This window comes from Streptomyces pacificus (assembly GCF_011766325.1).
In the GTDB taxonomy this organism is placed as follows: domain Bacteria; phylum Actinomycetota; class Actinomycetes; order Streptomycetales; family Streptomycetaceae; genus Streptomyces; species Streptomyces pacificus.
On sequence record NZ_BLLG01000006.1, the window covers coordinates 216,664 to 230,492 of the forward strand.

Consider the following 13,829-nt stretch of genomic DNA (forward strand, 5'->3'; position numbering starts at 1 on the left):
GTGCCACAAGGTGTCACAGAGGCAGTCCCACGGTGTCCGCGAGCGAGCGCATGTCATCGGTCAGTGTCCGGCGCTTGCTGATGACTCGCCCGAGGATGTCGCGGGCGTACCGCTGATTCGGGAGCCACTGCGGGGAAGCGTCACGGATGTTCGCCATGATCGCTACAGCCTCGGCGTACTGTCGTGTCTTGGTGTGCGCGTCGGCCACGTCAAGCAAGTGGCGATTGCGGTTGTTGGACGTGGGCCGTAGCCCCCCAGCCGGAACGTTCGCGGCAAGCCTGAGCACCACATCTGGCCGGTCAATGATCATCGCATTCTCAGTCCGCTTGAGAGCCACTGTGACCGGACCGAAGGTGCGTAGGAAGTCCTCACCGGGCGCGAACTCCCGTCCCATGGCTACGGCGGCAGAGTGAGCCAGCCTCAGCGCGTCCTCAGCCTCCCCCGCGCGGTTGTCTCGTACGGCAGCAGCAGACACACGCAGCAGTAGCCAACCCCACGCGCTAAGTTCAGCAGGGGTCGCACGGGAGAGGCGGGGCTCTGTGTCGTCTGCCCACCGGGTAGCCAACTCCCGCGCTTCGCTGAGCTTGCCCTGTCGCAGTAGCAGCCAACACATGGTGTTCACCGTGGCCGCACCCTGTAGACGGTCCGCAGCGCCGTCCAATGCAGCGTCTAGGCACCCCTCAGCCGCTTCAAACTGTCGGGTCTGAGTCAGTAGCCACCCCGTGAGTTGCAAGAGCCGTACCCGAACGGCGCGCCCCTCGGGGTCGAGCTGAGCCACAGTGTCAGCGTCCCGCAGCAGAGGGGGGAGGATCAGCCCCAGCTCAGTGAAACGGTCGCTAGAGAACATGGGTAGCGCGGCGTCCAGCGCGTCACGCACCCCTTCAACGGTCGGCGGTTCCTCTAGTTCGGCAGCGTCCCTCAGCGGGGCTGTCAGCGCCTGCCTAACGGGTGCCCACTGATCAAGGGTGGCGATGCTCGCCCCATCCTCCGTCGACTCAGCCACAAGGCGCATGGTCGGCACCCTGAGCGACGCAGCCAGCCGACGCACAGTCTCTAGGCGCGCGTCTTGCCGCTCGCCCTGTTCAAGCTTTCGAATCAGCGACAGAGAGACACCAGACCTACGGGCTAGCTCTTGCTGCGTCATCCCACGACGCTTGCGAACGTCCCTGAGCCGGTCACCCAACTTGGCAGCCATAGGCTGAGAGTACGCCCGAATGGCGCGGGACAGCATGGCTGTTGGGCGACCCTGACACCCGTCCAAGGTCAGCGCTGCTATCACGTTCCGGTTCCCGATCGATGCGTTAGGGGGCACTCCCCACCCCTTAACACCCTCGTTCTCACCCCACCTCAAGGGCGTTTCCCCAGGTCAGCGGCAGATGGGGGCTGGAAACGGCGTCACACCTAGCGCGCGCGTCTCATGCTTGAGCCGGGGTCGCCAGCGAGGGTTGCCGCTGAACTTTGGCAGCACCCCGCCCCTGGTGTGGTGAAACGGTGGTTCGGAGCCTGTTTCCGTTTTCCTTGTGACTTTCTCAAGGGATATCCGAAACAAGGTAAGAACCGCCGTTCCACCGCACCTTGCCCGCTGACGGACTACTCGGCGTCGCCCAGCGCCCGGTACAGCGTCGCGCGAGACACCCCAAGAGCCTTGGCCACGGCCGTGACGCTCTCACCCTTCGCGCGGCGCGCCTTGGCCGCAGCCACCTTGTCAGCGTCCATCACCGCCGGGCGTCCGCCCGTACGCCCCTGAGCACGGGCAGCAGCCAGACCCGCCCGCGTACGGTCCTTGATCAAGTCCCGCTCGAACTCAGCCATCGCGCCGACCACCTGAAGCATGAGCCGACCATCGGGAGTAGCGGGGTCGATGTTGGCCAGCGCCCCCGTCAGCACCCGGAAGCCGATACCGCGCTCCCGCAGCGCGTCCACCATCGTCACAAGGTCGATCAGCGAGCGAGCGAACCGGTCCAGCTTCCACACACACAGGGTGTCCCCCGGACGCAGGTAGTCCAGTGCAGCCGTCAGCTCCGGGCGGTCCGTGTTCTTCCCGCTCGCCTTGTCAGTGAAGATCCGGGCGCAGCCTGCCTCAGTCAGCGCGTCGTGTTGCATCTGCGCTTCCTGGTCATCGGTGCTGACGCGTGCGTACCCGATCATGTGTCCCGCGTTCGTGTTCATGGCGAGACTGTCTCACAACTCGTCTCAGAACATCAAGGGGTTTGAGTAAGTTCTGAGACGGGTTTTGCTGCAGAGTTTCGGGGCTCTGGAGTGGTCGGCGGGGTCGTCTCAAAAACCATCGTTTGATGGACGCCCCACCGGCGATCACTCAGCGCAACGAGCGGCCCGCAGAAACAGTCTGATGAACCATCAGAGGGTGTCCCCTCCCACGCGCTCTAGCGACCAGCGGGAAGGGGGTCACCCCCTGGGGTGCACCGACTCACGTGAGTCAGTGATCCGTACCCGGCAGCGCCACGCCCCGCCAACCCTCGTAACCCGACAGCTTCCGACGCGCACCAAACCGCTTGTCCATCGCAGCGAACAGAGCACGCTTGCCCGTCACCGTGCCCAGCGAACGAGCCAACACCGGCTCCGCCGTCGCGAACGCGATCCACACGGCCGACGTACGCACGTGCACGCCATGAGGCGCAGCGCCCAGCTTCCGCACCCACGACGCCGGATCGTTCAGCGGCGCGCGGAAGGCATCGAACTGCGAAGCCAGCGACAGAAGTTGAGTAGCCCGCGCGTCCGATGCCGACTCGACCTCTGACGCCACGTCACGGAGTCGGGTGACCGTGCCAGGCGCAACCTTGATGGGAGCGGGAATCGAGTCCAGCTCCTTGCGTAGCGCCCCCATAACCTCCGTGAGGCGGTCCTCTTCCGCGTCCGTGACCGCATCAGGCAGAGCGTCCCGAATAGCGTCCATGCGGTCACGCAGCACCCTGCGCCGTAAGGCGTCCGTCTCCCCAGAGTCCAACGCATCGGCCAGGCCGCGCAGCCACTCACCCATGCCACGCCGGATCAACGGCCAGTCCCGCCACTCCCCGCCCGGCGTCGTCCACTGCGCCCCCGACCACACGAACGGCACCGGAGCACCCGCCCTACCGACGTGCCATGCCGCCGCTTCCAGCGCAGTGCGCGCCGCCGCATCAGCTATGTACTTACTCACCTAAACCCCATTGATAAGAGACATTGAAGACAGTTCACCGCCGCTGTATAGCCAACCACCGGCCAACCAGGTGACCAAAGGTGACCCGACAACCGCCCAAGAGGTGACTCAAGAGACTAGCAAATAACCAGGTCACACACTATTTAGGTGAAAAGAGAGAACACAAACTACTACTCTCACGCTGTAAACCCGGACCCAGCTTCACAACCGCCATTCACCACCACCTACACCCCGACCCTAAGCACACAGACCGACACCGGCCCCCAGAGGCCACACACGCCCCCAGGAACGCCGAACGGCCCGCCACCGGGGAGACACCGGCAACGGGCCGTGAACGGCGCTCAGGCAGGCTCAGATGCTTGCGCTCCCACCAGGCTTCGCCCAGTGGATACGGGCTCGCTCGTTCACCGGGTCGGGCGCGTACTGTGTGCCGAACGCCGACGCCTTCCGCACTTCCACCCGCTCAACGAAGAGCTTGAGGAACGCGCGCTTGTCGGCAAGGGTCGCCCCGTGCCACCACGATCCGGGGCCGATAGGGTCGCCTTCGTGAGCTGTCCAGATATCCACGCTGAGGACTTGCGGAGCCTCCGCCTCAAGAGCCGCTAGGCGCTCGTCTACGGCGCTGAGAGAAGCCTCAAGGCGGTCACGCTTCTGAATGAATCGCTCGCGCCCCGTGGCCCCCTTGTAGACCCCGGCGTCATAGTCGTCGTACAGCTCGTCCAACGCCGCTTTGTAGTCCGCGCGCTCCGCCACGATGGCCGACTTCTCCGCCACGGCTTCCGGGGCGCTCACAGTGGCAGCGAAACGACGGGTCGCTTCGGTAAGCAACGCCATATCGTCCGGGTCTTCGTAGTCCAGTGCCACAAGTCGAGACATGACCGAACGGGCAACGTAGTCGTCCAGCCGGTCACGGAGAATGGAGACGGTTCCCTCGTGCGTGCTCTTTGTTCCCTTCTTACGCTGACATGTGTACGTCGTCATGCGCTGGGAGTCTCCGGCTTGCTTGCACATGGTGTGTCCGCCTTCGCAGCGGAGAATGCCCAGCGCGGACAGAAGGGAGTCACCACGCGTGAGAAAAGTTCCCTTCGGTCTGCTGCCCTCCTTGTGGACGGCAAGGCACTTCTGCAACTCGTGGAACTCGGCAGCGCCGATGATCGGCTCATGGGAGATCACAGGCTTTCCGTGCTCGTCCCGCACGCTGCGGTAGCCAGTCCGCCTCTGCCACGTGCCGGAGCCGTCTTGCTTCTGAACGGTTTCATACACGGGCTCTGTCAGGTGCCCCATGAGGCGCGGGTCTGTCAGCACGCGGCGAACGGTGGTCACTTTCCACGAAGGGGCAGCAATACCGCGCTTAGCGTGCGACTCGATGCCCCGGGTCGGCACGCCCGTTTCGTTGAGCCACGCGCAAACTCCGGTGAGCGAGCCCGGGTGCGGCTTCCCTGGTACGTACGGCACGTCCTTGTGTTCGAGGATGCGCGCGACGATCTTCCGAATGACCTCGACTTCGTCCGGCTCGTGGACGAGCACACGGATAACGAGCTTTCCGTTTCGCTGCACTTCCGTGCGGAAGCCAAAGGGCGGCACTCCGCCAACGAATCCCCCAGCGGCCTTGAGCGTCTTCTTTGTGCCGCTTACCGCCTTGCTCTTGTTCTTGCTTTCCTCGTGCGCGGCGTTGAGCCGCATGAGAAGCGTGATCAGCCCAACGAGGTCATCCGTAATGGGACCCTCGTACACGCTGACAATCTGCACGCCCAGGCGCTGCAATTCCAGGATGACCGGAAGAGCGTCCTTCGGCTCTTGCCGGGAAAAGCGGCTGATGTAGTTGACGACGATGACGTCAATCAGCCCGGAGCGCGCGTCACTGAGCATTCGCTCAAAGTCGGGGCGCTCAACTCCGCTGTACGCGGAAAGGTCGATGTCCTCATACGTGGCCGTGTGCTTGAGGTCATCGGCCTTGTTGATCAGCGCGGTGCACTCGGCTACCTGCGTGATCGTGCTGCCTTCGCTCTTGTCCTTCCGGGCCTCTGACTGCCTGGCGTAGACGACCGCGCGCCGCACGGCCCCCGCCCTGTCTGACGCAACGTCAATCGCGTTGCTGAGTGTGTCTGTCCGCATGACTGCGAGCGTACCGGATGTGACCTATGTTGCGTAGCAGAAGTCAGGTTGTCGCTGACCACCTGCATCCGCTTCTGCCCCATCACCACACGACGCCCTTCGTGCGGGACGCCGGCGCTCTCGAAGCCGACCGCGGGCAGATGGGGCATCAGCACGGAGGGGCGCGCCTCCTTCACCTGGAGCACAAGCGACTCGCCCCGGTGGTCCAGCAGCAGGACCACATACGACCGCGTCCCCACACTGCCGGTACCGACGACCCGGAACGCCACATCGTGGATCGCATACCGCGCGAGCAGCGGCAGGCGGTCCTCCGAAACGGTCTCCAGATACCCGGCGAGCGACGCGGCGACCGCCGCGGCCTCCCTGTCGGCTACCCGGCGCAGTACCGGCGGAGCGTCCACGAAACGCCGACCCCCGTCGTCGAAGGCCTCGGTCGACTTGGCGGCGAAACGCGCGCTCGTGTTGTTCCTGGCCTTCTCCGACACCCGCTCCAGGGTGCCGACAAGGTCACGCGCATCGGCGTGGGAGACAAGATCCTCGTCCGCGATGGCGTTCCACGCGTCCAGCACCGGGAGCTTGGCCAGCAGCCGCATCGTGCGCCGGTATGAGCCGGCCACGTCGAACGCGGCCTCGCGGCACACGTCCTCGTCGGCACCCGCCTCGCGGCCGGCGAGCACAAGGGAGGTGGCGAGCCTCTTGAGGTCCCACTCCCAGGGGCCGACTGCGGTCTCGTCGAAGTCGTTGAGGTCGATCACGAGACTGCCGCGCGCGTCGCCGTACAGACCGAAGTTGGCGGCGTGCGCGTCGCCGCAGATCTGCGCCGCGATGCCGGTGACCGGCGTCCTCGCCAGGTCATGGGCCATCAGCCCGGCGGAACCGCGCAGAAAGGCGAACGGGGCTGCCGCCATCCTGCCCACGCGGATCGGGGTGAGCTCGGGGACCCGGCCCCGGCTGGACTCCGCCACGGCCTGGACCGCGTCGGGACGCCCCTCTGCGAGCACCATGGCGTCATGGGAGGAACGGGGCAACTGACGGCGCAGAGCCTTGCCGTCCCGTTTGGGAGAGTCCGGCACGCCACCCGGCACCCGGCGGGCGAAGCCCGCGACCTCCGGTATGCGCGCCTCCTCCGACACCGCCCGCGGGTACAGCACCGCCCGCCGGTACGCCGCCACTTCGGCCCCACTCATGGCGTGACCGCCTCCCCCGCTGTCGTGCAACATCACGTGGCCACGACCGTACCGCCGGACAGTGCCGCCGTCTCCCCCTGTGGAAAACGGCTTCCCGCCGTTCCACCCGCACCGGCCTCCGCGCGGATCTCGCCACGACCGACTCCGGGACCCCCGACAAGGGATACGCGCCGGGAACGTCATCGCCCCCTTGAGGCTGTCGGCACCGAGGCCCCGCCATCGGCGCCCGGTGCGCGGGGCGGCACGGCAGCGGGTCGGGGCGGAGGGCTCCGCCCTCCCCGGTGGCACCTCCACGACACCGAGGCCCCGGCCGGGCCGTTCCCCGGTGCGCGGCCGCGTGAGAGTCGAGACCCGAGTCCGATCGGAGTCCGCCGCGACGTGGCCGTCAGCAGATGCGTCGACCGATCACTGCACCAGTCGACACCCTATGGTCGAGGCCATGTAGTCGAACCCGTATAGTCGAAACCGACTATAGGAGGCGGAAGCATGTCGACGCGCAAACGGCCGGTCTCCAACCTGCTCGGGCTCGCAGTCCTCGGACTGCTGCTGGAGCGGCCGATGCATCCGTACGAGATGGCCACGACTTTGCGGGAGCGCAACAAGGACACCAGCTTCAAGGTCAAGACCGGTTCGCTCTACGACGTCGTCGAGTCACTCGTCCGGGCAGGCTGGATCGCCGAACACAGCACCGAGCGCGCCGGACGCCGACCGGAGCGCAGGGTGTACGCCCACACCGAGCTGGGCCGCAAGGAGTTCATGAGCTGGCTGGACGAACTCGTCCGCACACCGGCGAGGGAGTATCCCCGCTTCCTCGCCGCGGTGAGCTACCTCGGCGCCCTCGGGCCGGAACGCGCGGTCCGGGCTCTGCGGGAACGCACCGCACGGCTGAACGAGGAGATCGACCAGGCCCGTCAGACGCAGGCCGAGGTGCTGCGCCATCAGACACCACGGCTGTTCGTGATCGAACTCGAATACGCCCTGACCATGGCCGAGGCAGAGCGGGACTGGGCCGGCCGGATCGCCGACGAGATCCAGGACGGCACCCTCGCCTGGCCCGAACTGACCACCAGGCAAGGCCGTCAGGTGTGGACCGACCAAGGAGGCCGGGAAGAGCACGAAGAGCACGAAGGACGGCAGGCGTGACCACACCCCCCGCGCGGCACCGGCGTGCCGTACACGATCCGTCACAGGAGGCGTTACCCATGATCGAGGCCAAGGGGCTGGCCAAGACTTTCCACACCGGGCAGGGCCGCGTCGAGGCGGTGGCCGGAGTCGACTTCACCGTGAACGAGGGGGAAACCGTCGGCTTCCTCGGCCCCAACGGTGCCGGCAAGACGACCACCATGCGGATGCTCACCACCCTGCTCGGCCCGAGTGCGGGCACGGCAGCCATCGCCGGGTGCGATCTGCTGCAGGAGGCGGCGAAGGTCCGGACGCACATCGGCTACGTCTCCCAGGCAGGCGGGTCCAAGCCCGGCTCCCCGGTCCGCAGGGACATCGCCCTGCAGGCCCGCCTCTACGGGATGTCCCGCCCCGAGGCCGAGGCCCGCGCCGACGAGGTGATCGCGCAGCTCGGCCTCGAAGAGCTGGCGAACCGCGTCATCCTGACGCTGTCGGGCGGCCAGCGCCGCCGCGTCGACCTGGCACTCGGCCTGGTGCACGAACCGAGAGTGCTCTTCCTCGACGAGCCCACCGCCAACCTCGACCCCGAGAGCCGCAACCGCGTCTGGGAACACATCCGCCGCCTGCGCGACGAGCACGGCACCACCGTGTTCCTCAGCACCCATTACCTGGACGAGGCCGACAAACTCTGCGATCGGGTCCTGATCATCGACAAGGGCCGCATCGTCGCCCAGGACAGCCCGCAGAACCTGAAGTCCGCCATCGCCCACGACACCATCGAGATCGAGATCGCCGGCGACGCGGCACGAGCCGCCGCACTGATCGACGCCCACCCGGAGGTCCACGGCGTGTCGGTGAACGGCACCCTGCTGTCGATTGGCTGCCGAGGCGCCGAACGCCTTCTCCCCGACCTGCTGCGCGAACTGGAGTCCGCGCACATCCGGGCGGACTCCCTGCGCGTGGCGAGGCCCTCGCTCGACGACGTCTTCATGACCATGACCATGACCATGACCATGACCGACCGCCGTCCGCAGCCGGGCGCGAACGCCGTCCGCGCCTGAAGGGAGCCCGATGATGCACACGGTTCGAGACGCGGGAATCATCTTCCGGGACGAGGCGTCGGCCGCCGCGCAGAAGAGGACGGGCCTCCTCATCGGCCTCGTCCAACCGTTCGTCTACCTGGCCCTCTTCGGCCCGCTCCTGGTCAGGATGCTGCCGGAGAGCGGTCCGTCCGCCTGGCAGGTCTACATCCCGGGCCTGCTCGTCCAACTGGGCCTCTTCGCCACCGGATACGCCGGCTTCGGCCTGATCCCCGATGTCCGCTCCGGCTATCTGGAGCGGCTTCGGGTAACCCCGGCGAGCCGACTCGGGCTGCTGCTGGGCCGGGTGATGTGGGACGTGCTGGCTCTGTTCATCCAGTCGGTCGCCATCGTCCTCATCGCCCTGCTGTTCGGGCTGCGTGCTCCCCTGGGAGGCGTATTGGCCGCCATCGCCATGATGATGCTCGTCGGGATCAGTCTGGCCTTCCTCTCCTACTCGCTGGCCCTGAAGCTGACATCGGAGTGGCTCTTCGCGCCCGTCCTCAACGGCATTGCCCTGCCGCTCATGCTGCTGTCCGGCATCCTCCTGCCGCTCTCGTACGCCCCCGGTTGGCTGAAGGCCATCGGCTCCGCCAATCCCTTGCGGTACGCGGTGGACGCCATGCGCGGATGCTTCGCCGGCGAGTACGGCTCGGATGCCGTCCTGACCGGTCTGGCCGTGGTGGTCGCGCTGATGATCGTGTCAGCGACGGCCGGTACCCGCGTCTTCGCCGGACACAACGCCTGAGCCTCCCGCGTCTCCACCCCTCCAGGTCTCCGGTGTCCTCGCGGGCGCGGCGGACGACTGCCGCGGTGCGGTCGCATGGCGACCCCTTGGCACAGGCGCCTGCGCACCGCCAACCCCGGCCGCGGCAGCAAATGGAAACGGCCTCATCGTGATCACGATGAGGCCGTTCCGCCACTGATGAGAACACCGATCCATCGATGCTCCTGAGTGCGCGAGGGGGGAGTTGAACCCCCACGCCCTTGCGGGCACTGGAACCTGAATCCAGCGCGTCTGCCTATTCCGCCACCCGCGCATTTGGGTGCTGCCGCCGTGTCTCTCACCCGTTCGGTGCGATCGCCTGGCGACATGCAGAAGATTAGCACGCTGCGGCGGGTCGATTCACATCCGTTGTTCCGGGGGACTACCGGCTGCAGAGGCGACAGAAGACGACCGAGGCGACAGAGGAAAGAGAGCGGACGCCTGCCGGGGCACGCCTGGGGCCCCGGCCCGGCTCGAAGGCGCCAGTACGGCGGCATCACGACGGCAGTCAGCCGCCAAGCCGGGACGCGTCGGCTCCGGTCCGGTTCCCGAGCCGTGTACGTGGTCGCGGTCGTGTCCCTGGTGGCGGGGTGCTCAACGCAGGTCCCCGCCGGAGCCCTCGCCGGGATCTCCACGGCAGAGGCTCACTCGCGAAGTCGCGGGACCGGGCACCCTCGCGGCGCCCGGGTGCACCCTTGCGGCGTCGAGGAGGGGCGGCGAGGCGGCGACGGGCCCCGGGCCGGTGCACCGGCAGAGGGGTGGAACCTGCGGACGAGACGGTGCGAAGGACGGCGGAGGGGAGAGGAGGTGAGGGGAGGTGAGGGGAGAGGAGGGGGTGAGGGGACGAAGTGGAGCCGGAAGACGAAGGGGTGCCGGAAGCGGGGGGACACGGGCCACCGGAGGGGACGGGCCACCAGGGGTGACGAGCCGGTCGGGGCCGGGCGGGAGACAACCAGAGGAAAGGCAGGAGACAGGCAGAAGACAGCCAGGAGACAGGAAGGGAACGGACCCAGGGCACTGGCAGGGGCCGGCAGGAAACCGGGCAGGGGCCCCGCACAGGAGACGGCCGGAGGCCAGGCGGATGCCGGGCGGATGCCAGGCGGAGGCCGGGCGGATGCCGGGCCCCGAGACGCAGCGCGCCCGCGGGTGCTCCTCGCCGGGGTGCCGGCGGGCCCCCGCTCCCCCGGGACGCACCCCGGGTGCGGGACACTGGCAGCGGGCCGCCTCTACGATCCGTGTGAGAGGTGACACTCATCGACGGGGCAGACAAGGGGAACCAGCCGATTTCCCGACGCGTGGATACGATCAGTAAGCAGTACCAGGACGACACCGACGGAGGAGGTGCCACATGGGAGTTCTGAAGCGTTTCGAGCAGAGGCTCGAAGGCCTGGTCAACGGCACCTTCGCCAAGGTCTTCAAGTCCGAGGTCCAGCCGGTCGAGATCGCGGGCGCCCTCCAGCGCGAGTGCGACAACAACGCGACCATCTGGAACAAGGACCGCACGGTCGTCCCCAACGACTTCATCGTGGAACTGAGCACGCCCGACTACGAGCGGCTCAGCCCCTACTCCGGCCAGCTCGGCGACGAGCTCTCGGGCCTGGTCCGGGACTACGCCAAGCAGCAGCGCTACACCTTCATGGGCCCGATCAAGGTCCATCTGGAGAAGGCCGACGACCTCGACACCGGTCTGTACCGGGTGCGCAGCCGCACCCTGGCGTCGAGTACGTCGCAGTCGCCCGGCCCTGCGCCCACGGGCCCGGGAGCGGGTCAGACAGCCGCCCCGCAGGGGCCCCAGCGCGGCGGTTACGGCTATCCTCCCGCCGGTGCGCCCCCCATGCCGCCCGCCCCGCCGCCCGCCGCCGGGCCCGGCGGCGGGCCCGGCCACGGAGCGGCCCCCGAGGGGCGTCCCGGGGCGTCCGCCCCGATGCCGGGCACCCAGGTGCGCCGCTGGATCGAGATCAACGGCACCCGCCACCAGATCTCCCGCCCGACGATGGTGCTGGGCCGCAGCACCGACGCCGACGTGCGGATCGACGACCCCGGCGTCTCCCGCCGGCACTGCGAGATCCGGACCGGAACGCCCTCGACGATCCAGGATCTCGGGTCCACCAACGGCATCGTGGTGGACGGGCAGCACACCACCCGCGCTACGCTCCGCGACGGCTCGCGGATCGTCGTGGGCAGCACCACCATCGTTTACCGGCAAGCCGAAGGGTGAAGCGGGGGCAATGTCAGAGCTGACCCTGACGGTCATGCGGCTGGGTTTCCTGGCCGTTCTGTGGCTGTTCGTCATCGTGGCCGTCCAGGTCATCCGCAGCGATCTGTTCGGTACCCGCGTCACGCAGCGCGGCTCGCGCCGCAACGCCGACGCGCGGCCCCAGCAGGCCGCCCGTCAGCCCGCCGCGCCCGCGCAGCAGCGCCAGCGCAGGGGGGCGCCCACGAAGCTGGTCGTCACCGAGGGCTCCCTCAACGGCACCACGGTCGCGCTGCAGGGGCAGACGATCACGCTGGGCCGGGCGCACGACTCCACCATCGTGCTGGACGACGACTACGCCTCCAGCCGGCATGCCAGGATCTACCCGGACCGTGACGGCCAGTGGATCGTCGAGGACCTCGGGTCCACCAACGGCACGTATCTCAACCGGACCCGCCTCACCACCCCGACACCGGTTCCGCCGGGCGCGCCGATCCGTATCGGCAAGACCGTCATCGAGCTGCGGAAGTAGTACGACAATGAGCGAGCGGAGCGAGCGAACCGCGGCGGTCCGCACGGAGGACCCCGCAGCGGTCCCGGCGAGGGACCGGGGCAGGCTCCCGACCGGAGGGTGGGCAGTGTGGCTCGAGACCGGCTGTACCCCGAAGCGGCGTCGACAGGGCAGGTGGACATGAGTCTGTCCCTGCGCTTCGCCGCCGGATCGCACAAGGGCATGATCCGGGAGGGCAACGAGGACTCCGGCTACGCCGGCCCGCGTCTCCTCGCGATCGCCGACGGCATGGGCGGCCAGGCGGCCGGCGAGGTCGCGTCCTCGGAGGTCATCTCCACTCTCGTCCAGCTCGACGACGACATCCCCGGCTCGGACATCCTCACCTCGCTCGGCACCGCCGTGCAGCGGGCGAACGAGCAGCTGCGCGTGATGGTGGAGGAGGACCCCCAGCTCGAGGGCATGGGCACCACGCTGACCGCGCTGCTGTGGACCGGGCAGCGGCTCGGGCTCGTGCATGTCGGCGACTCCCGCGCGTATCTGCTCCGCGACGGGGCGCTAACCCAGATCACCCAGGACCACACCTGGGTGCAGCGGCTGGTCGACGAAGGCCGGATCACCGAGGAGGAGGCCACCACCCATCCGCAGCGGGCCCTGCTGATGCGCGCTCTGGGCAGCGGCGACCATGTGGAGCCCGATCTCTCCATCCGCGAGGTCCGGGCCGGCGACCGCTATCTGATCTGCTCCGACGGGCTGTCCGGCGTGGTGTCCCACCAGACCCTCGAGGACGCCCTCGCCAGCTACCAGGGCCCGCAGGAGACCGTGCAGGAGCTGATCCAGCTCGCCCTGCGCGGCGGCGGCCCCGACAACATCACATGCATCGTCGCCGACGTGCTGGGGACCGACTCCGGCGACACCCTCGCCGGCGCGCTCAGCGACACCCCGGTCGTCGTCGGCGCGGTCGCCGAGAACCAGGCGCAGCTGGGCGACGGAGGGGCGATGCAGACCCCCGCAGGCCGCGCGTCCGGCCTCGGGCGCGCCACCCCGCCGCCCTCGGCAGGCGGATTCGGCCCCCCGGGGAGCGGTGACGGCGCCGGCTACGACGGGATGCCGCCGGAGGACGGCTACGTCGGGTACCCGGACGAGGAATTCGCCAAGCCGCGCCGCGGCCGGAGGTGGCTGAAGAGATCCTTCTTCTTCGCTCTGGCGCTGGGCGTGGTCGGCGCCGGGTTCTACGGCGGTTACCGCTGGACGCAGACCCAGTACTACGTCGGCGCGAACGACGACCACGTCGCGCTGTACCGGGGCATCAGCCAGGACCTGGCCTGGGTCTCGCTGTCGGAGGTGGAGAAGGACCACCCCGAGATCGAACTCAAGTACCTGCCGCCCTACCAGCAGAAGCAGGTCGAGGAGACCATCACCGAGGGCAGCCTCGGCGACGCCCGCGACAAGATCGAGAAACTCGGCGCGCAGGCCGCCGTGTGCAAGAAGGACGAGGAGCGCCGAGCGGCCGCGGACCTTGCCGCGAGCACACCCCCGAGCGAGGGCCAGGCCGGTGGCACGACCGGTGTCGCCCCCTCCAGCCAGTCCGCCCAGTCCGCCCAGACACAGCCGACCGCAGCGTCTCCCTCTCCGGGCCCCACCCTCTCGGAGGAGGAGCAGAAGCTGGCCTCGAACTGCGGTAAGCAGTAAGCACCCGTA

The 13,829-nt window shown here is 68.2% G+C and carries 11 protein-coding genes and 1 tRNA gene; 6 read left to right on the forward strand and 6 right to left on the reverse strand.

Going from position 1 to position 13,829, the window contains the following annotated elements:
- Positions 1-13: 13 nt before the first annotated feature.
- The 5 genes from SCWH03_RS13100 to SCWH03_RS13120 form a co-directional block, all read right to left on the reverse strand.
- Entirely contained in the window at positions 14-1,195 is a 1,182-nt protein-coding gene (locus SCWH03_RS13100) for a helix-turn-helix domain-containing protein (RefSeq protein WP_173264354.1), read from the reverse strand.
- A gap of 395 nt (positions 1,196-1,590) precedes the next feature.
- Complete coding sequence (locus tag SCWH03_RS13105; RefSeq protein WP_173264355.1) at positions 1,591-2,169, reverse strand: recombinase family protein; 579 nt, start codon at positions 2,167-2,169, stop codon at positions 1,591-1,593.
- Positions 2,170-2,437: 268 nt separating this feature from the next.
- Positions 2,438-2,998, reverse strand: a complete 561-nt coding sequence (locus tag SCWH03_RS13110; protein WP_173264357.1) for a hypothetical protein — start codon at positions 2,996-2,998, stop codon at positions 2,438-2,440.
- Positions 2,999-3,508: 510 nt separating this feature from the next.
- Complete coding sequence (locus SCWH03_RS13115; protein WP_254076749.1) at positions 3,509-5,215, reverse strand: recombinase family protein; 1,707 nt, start codon at positions 5,213-5,215, stop codon at positions 3,509-3,511.
- Entirely contained in the window at positions 5,137-6,459 is a 1,323-nt protein-coding gene (locus tag SCWH03_RS13120) for a DUF2252 domain-containing protein (protein ID WP_254076733.1), read from the reverse strand. Before SCWH03_RS13120 ends, SCWH03_RS13115 begins: the two co-directional genes overlap by 79 nt.
- Before the next feature lie 486 nt (positions 6,460-6,945).
- On the opposite strand from SCWH03_RS13120, the gene SCWH03_RS13125 reads away from it, so the two are divergent.
- Genes SCWH03_RS13125 through SCWH03_RS13135 form a run of 3 tightly spaced genes read left to right on the forward strand, consistent with a single transcriptional unit; the run spans position 6,946 to position 9,408 of the window.
- A complete protein-coding gene (locus tag SCWH03_RS13125) occupies positions 6,946-7,602 on the forward strand; it encodes a PadR family transcriptional regulator (protein ID WP_173264359.1) in 657 nt (218 codons plus the stop codon).
- 59 nt (positions 7,603-7,661) lie between these two features.
- On the forward strand, positions 7,662-8,642 hold the full coding sequence (locus SCWH03_RS13130; RefSeq protein ID WP_173264360.1) for an ABC transporter ATP-binding protein: 981 nt from the start codon (positions 7,662-7,664) through the stop codon (positions 8,640-8,642).
- Between the two features lie 10 nt (positions 8,643-8,652).
- Positions 8,653-9,408, forward strand: coding sequence for an ABC transporter permease (locus SCWH03_RS13135; RefSeq protein WP_254076734.1), 756 nt, complete (start codon positions 8,653-8,655; stop codon positions 9,406-9,408).
- Between the two features lie 208 nt (positions 9,409-9,616).
- On the opposite strand, the gene SCWH03_RS13140 is transcribed toward SCWH03_RS13135, so the two are convergent.
- Positions 9,617-9,700: transfer RNA gene (locus SCWH03_RS13140), tRNA-Leu, on the reverse strand.
- 1,074 nt (positions 9,701-10,774) lie between these two features.
- Here SCWH03_RS13140 and SCWH03_RS13145 point away from each other — a divergent pair.
- The 3 genes from SCWH03_RS13145 to SCWH03_RS13155 all read left to right on the forward strand — a co-directional run bounded on the left by SCWH03_RS13145 (position 10,775) and on the right by SCWH03_RS13155 (position 13,820).
- Complete coding sequence (locus SCWH03_RS13145) at positions 10,775-11,644, forward strand: FHA domain-containing protein (protein WP_173264361.1); 870 nt, start codon at positions 10,775-10,777, stop codon at positions 11,642-11,644.
- 10 nt (positions 11,645-11,654) lie between these two features.
- A complete protein-coding gene (locus SCWH03_RS13150; protein WP_173264362.1) occupies positions 11,655-12,152 on the forward strand; it encodes an FHA domain-containing protein FhaB/FipA in 498 nt (165 codons plus the stop codon).
- 159 nt (positions 12,153-12,311) lie between these two features.
- The gene (locus SCWH03_RS13155) at positions 12,312-13,820 is read left to right on the forward strand and encodes a Stp1/IreP family PP2C-type Ser/Thr phosphatase (protein WP_173264363.1); all 1,509 of its coding nucleotides are present in this window, start codon (positions 12,312-12,314) and stop codon (positions 13,818-13,820) included.
- Positions 13,821-13,829 lie beyond the last annotated feature (9 nt).

Bases quoted from the DNA above. Each gene is read 5' to 3' on its own strand.
- SCWH03_RS13100 (WP_173264354.1), bottom strand. From the start codon at position 1,195: ATGGCTGCCAAGTTGGGTGACCGGCTCAGGGACGTTCGCAAGCGTCGT.
- SCWH03_RS13105 (WP_173264355.1), bottom strand. From the start codon at position 2,169: ATGAACACGAACGCGGGACACATGATCGGGTACGCACGCGTCAGCACC.
- SCWH03_RS13110 (WP_173264357.1), bottom strand. From the start codon at position 2,998: ATGGGTGAGTGGCTGCGCGGCCTGGCCGATGCGTTGGACTCTGGGGAG.
- SCWH03_RS13120 (WP_254076733.1), bottom strand. From the start codon at position 6,459: ATGAGTGGGGCCGAAGTGGCGGCGTACCGGCGGGCGGTGCTGTACCCG.
- SCWH03_RS13125 (WP_173264359.1), top strand. From the start codon at position 6,946: ATGTCGACGCGCAAACGGCCGGTCTCCAACCTGCTCGGGCTCGCAGTC.
- SCWH03_RS13130 (WP_173264360.1), top strand. From the start codon at position 7,662: ATGATCGAGGCCAAGGGGCTGGCCAAGACTTTCCACACCGGGCAGGGC.
- SCWH03_RS13135 (WP_254076734.1), top strand. From the start codon at position 8,653: ATGATGCACACGGTTCGAGACGCGGGAATCATCTTCCGGGACGAGGCG.
- SCWH03_RS13145 (WP_173264361.1), top strand. From the start codon at position 10,775: ATGGGAGTTCTGAAGCGTTTCGAGCAGAGGCTCGAAGGCCTGGTCAAC.
- SCWH03_RS13150 (WP_173264362.1), top strand. From the start codon at position 11,655: ATGTCAGAGCTGACCCTGACGGTCATGCGGCTGGGTTTCCTGGCCGTT.
- SCWH03_RS13155 (WP_173264363.1), top strand. From the start codon at position 12,312: ATGAGTCTGTCCCTGCGCTTCGCCGCCGGATCGCACAAGGGCATGATC.